At 69.3% G+C, this 2247-nt stretch carries 4 protein-coding genes and 1 pseudogene; all 5 read right to left on the bottom strand.

Annotated features, from left to right (window positions below):
- Window positions 1-259, bottom strand: a pseudogene (locus ACRDP3_RS05455) (SRPBCC family protein); the annotation flags it as partial.
- Window positions 252-875 (bottom strand): hypothetical protein, encoded by a 624-nt coding sequence (locus ACRDP3_RS05450; RefSeq protein ID WP_431515667.1) that lies wholly within the window; start codon window positions 873-875, stop codon window positions 252-254. The pseudogene ACRDP3_RS05455 and the gene ACRDP3_RS05450, both read right to left, overlap by 8 nt.
- A gap of 51 nt (window positions 876-926) precedes the next feature.
- Window positions 927-1184: a gas vesicle protein GvpG gene (locus ACRDP3_RS05445; protein ID WP_431515666.1), complete on the bottom strand. Its 258-nt coding sequence runs from the start codon at window positions 1182-1184 to the stop codon at window positions 927-929.
- A 43-nt stretch (window positions 1185-1227) separates the two neighbouring features.
- Window positions 1228-1941 (bottom strand): GvpL/GvpF family gas vesicle protein, encoded by a 714-nt coding sequence (locus tag ACRDP3_RS05440; protein ID WP_431515665.1) that lies wholly within the window; start codon window positions 1939-1941, stop codon window positions 1228-1230.
- Window positions 1942-1944: 3 nt separating this feature from the next.
- A partial coding sequence (locus ACRDP3_RS05435; protein ID WP_431515664.1) for a gas vesicle protein occupies window positions 1945-2247 on the bottom strand: 303 nt, incomplete at its 5' end.

Here is a 2247-nt window from a genome sequence, read left to right as displayed (position 1 = left end):
CGGTCATCGCCGCCTGCGCGGGCGACTTTCCTTCGCTGAGGGCCTGGCCGCCCTTGGCCAGGCTGCCCATGAGGCCGCCGGGGCCGCCCTGGGAGGGGTCGGCGAGCTTGGTGACGCTCTCGCCCAGCTTGGTGCCGAGGCCGGTGACGGCCTTCTGCGCACGTGCCTGAAGGTAGGACTGCAGCTCTTCCTTGAGCCGGTCGGTGGCCGGGTTCTTCGCCACCTCGTCCTTGATCTTGCTCAGGGTGGAGTCAGCCATTGCCGCCTCCCCGGTTGCCCGCCTTCCGCGCGGTGCCCGCTGCGGACTTCGCCGCCGTCTTGCGGGCCCCGCCCGCCCCGTTGGGCCGACCGCCGGAGGCGGTCTTTCCGGCGGCGGTCTTTCCGGCGGCGGACTTGGCGGTCTTCGCGGTCTTGGTGGTCTTTCCGCCCGTGGCGGCCGGCTTGCGGCGCGGCTTGGGCCGGTCCTCACCGCGGCTCTCCCGCTCGTCGCGGTCATCACCGTCGTCCCGCTCGTCCCGCTCGTCCCGCTCATCACGGTCGTCCTGCTCGTCCTCGGCAGACCCCTTCGAGCCGCCTTCGGGGTCGTTGAGGCCGAGAGTGCGCTCGTGGAGGGAGTCGGCGAAGGAATTCGCGCGCTGGGTGACCGCGGAGGTCAGGGCGGACTTGGTGCCTTCCACCAGGTCCTTGCGCACCTGGTCGCTCAGGCCGCCGATCACCGGCGAATTGGCCAGCGTCTTCGCCAGCTGCGCCGGGTTCAGGTCGAGCTTCTTGCCGGCCAGGTACAGGCCCAGCCCGAGGGCCATCTTGGCCTTCTTGGTGCGCCCGAGGAGGTAGCCCCCCACCAGCGCCAGTCCTATCTTTCCGTTGTTCATCATCTCTGGGACACCTCTGTCTCCGCTTCTGTGCGGTCGGGATCGTCTCCCTGGTCACGAGCGTGCCTGCAGCTGGCGCTGGTACGCCTGCCGCCACTCCAGCTCGTCCAGCAGGTCATCCTCACGTCGGTCGAACTCCTCTTCCGTTATGCGGCCGTCGAGCAGTTCCTGCTCCATTTCCGCGAGTTGCTGACGCACCGGCTCCGGGTCGTAGTACTCCCGCTCCGCGGTGAGCACGACCTGGTCCAGCACCCATACCGCTCCTCGTACCGGAGCGAGCGGCAGGGTCAGGAGTTGGGTGATGAGGCCCATGCGCGGGCCCTCCGATCACAGGAGGCCGTACGAATCAGACGAATCAGACGAAGCTGTACGGCGGCAGCGGACCGTGGAGGCTGAGTGAGTACGCGTCGCCGCGCCGCTCGGCCTCCTGGTTCACGGCGTCGGAGAAGGCGGCCGCGTCATCGCGTCGCACCAGGAAGGAGACGTTCAGGAAGTGCGACTTGGTCGGCTCTCCCAACGAGTGCCGCCGGGCACCGTCCGCCAGCCGCGCCACCAGTTCCGCGCCTTCGCTGTTCTCGCGGCTCTGGACTTCCTGGGAGACCAGCTCACCCAGGCGCATCTTCTCCTCCTGGGCCGCCGGGTTCTCCCGGGTGACCTCACGGAGCCGGCGGACCTCTTCGGAATCGGCGACGATCTCGCGCAGCAGGTCCTCCTCCTCGCGGGATGCCTTGAGGTTGAACTCCAGGCAGCCCTCGAGCTCTGTCAGCCGCGCGGTGTACGCCTCCTCGTTCTCCTCCAGCACCGTGCGCACCGACTCGTCGCCGGGGCCCATCAGGCCGAAGCGCATCGGCAGTGCCGCGCCGTCGGCCATCAGCCGCTCCAGCACGCCTTGGTGGGCCGCCAGATCGCGGCGCTTGGCCCGCAGATCCTCTGGAGCGTCGCTGACCACCGCGCTCAGCGCCTTGGTCGTGACGGTACGCAGGTCTCCCGCCGGGTCTCCGACGCCGCTCAGCCCGTCCAGGCTCTTCGGGTGGCCGGCTGCGGTGATCGCATAGATGTAGGTGGGCATGTTCTACTCCTCCCGGCTGCGGCTGCTACGACGGCTGCTTGACGAGCTGGACGCCCTCTTGCGCGGCTCGCGCTCCTCTTCCCCGTCCCCGTCGCGGCCCTTCTGGAAGGACTCGCTGAACGCCTCGACGGCTCCCGTCAGCGCTCCCTTGGACTTGCCTTTGGCGCCGCTCTCCACGGTGTCGCCGACGATGTCGGTGAGCTGGGTCGGGGCCTTGCGGCCGGACTCGAGGTCCAGCCGGTTGCACGCCTCGGCGAAGCGCAGGTACGTGTCCACGCTGGCGACGACCACCCGGACGTCGATCTT

Source organism: Streptomyces sp., assembly GCF_050698815.1.
In the GTDB taxonomy this organism is placed as follows: Bacteria; Actinomycetota; Actinomycetes; order Streptomycetales; family Streptomycetaceae; genus Streptomyces.
This window is presented reverse-complemented; position numbering and strand designations above follow the sequence as displayed.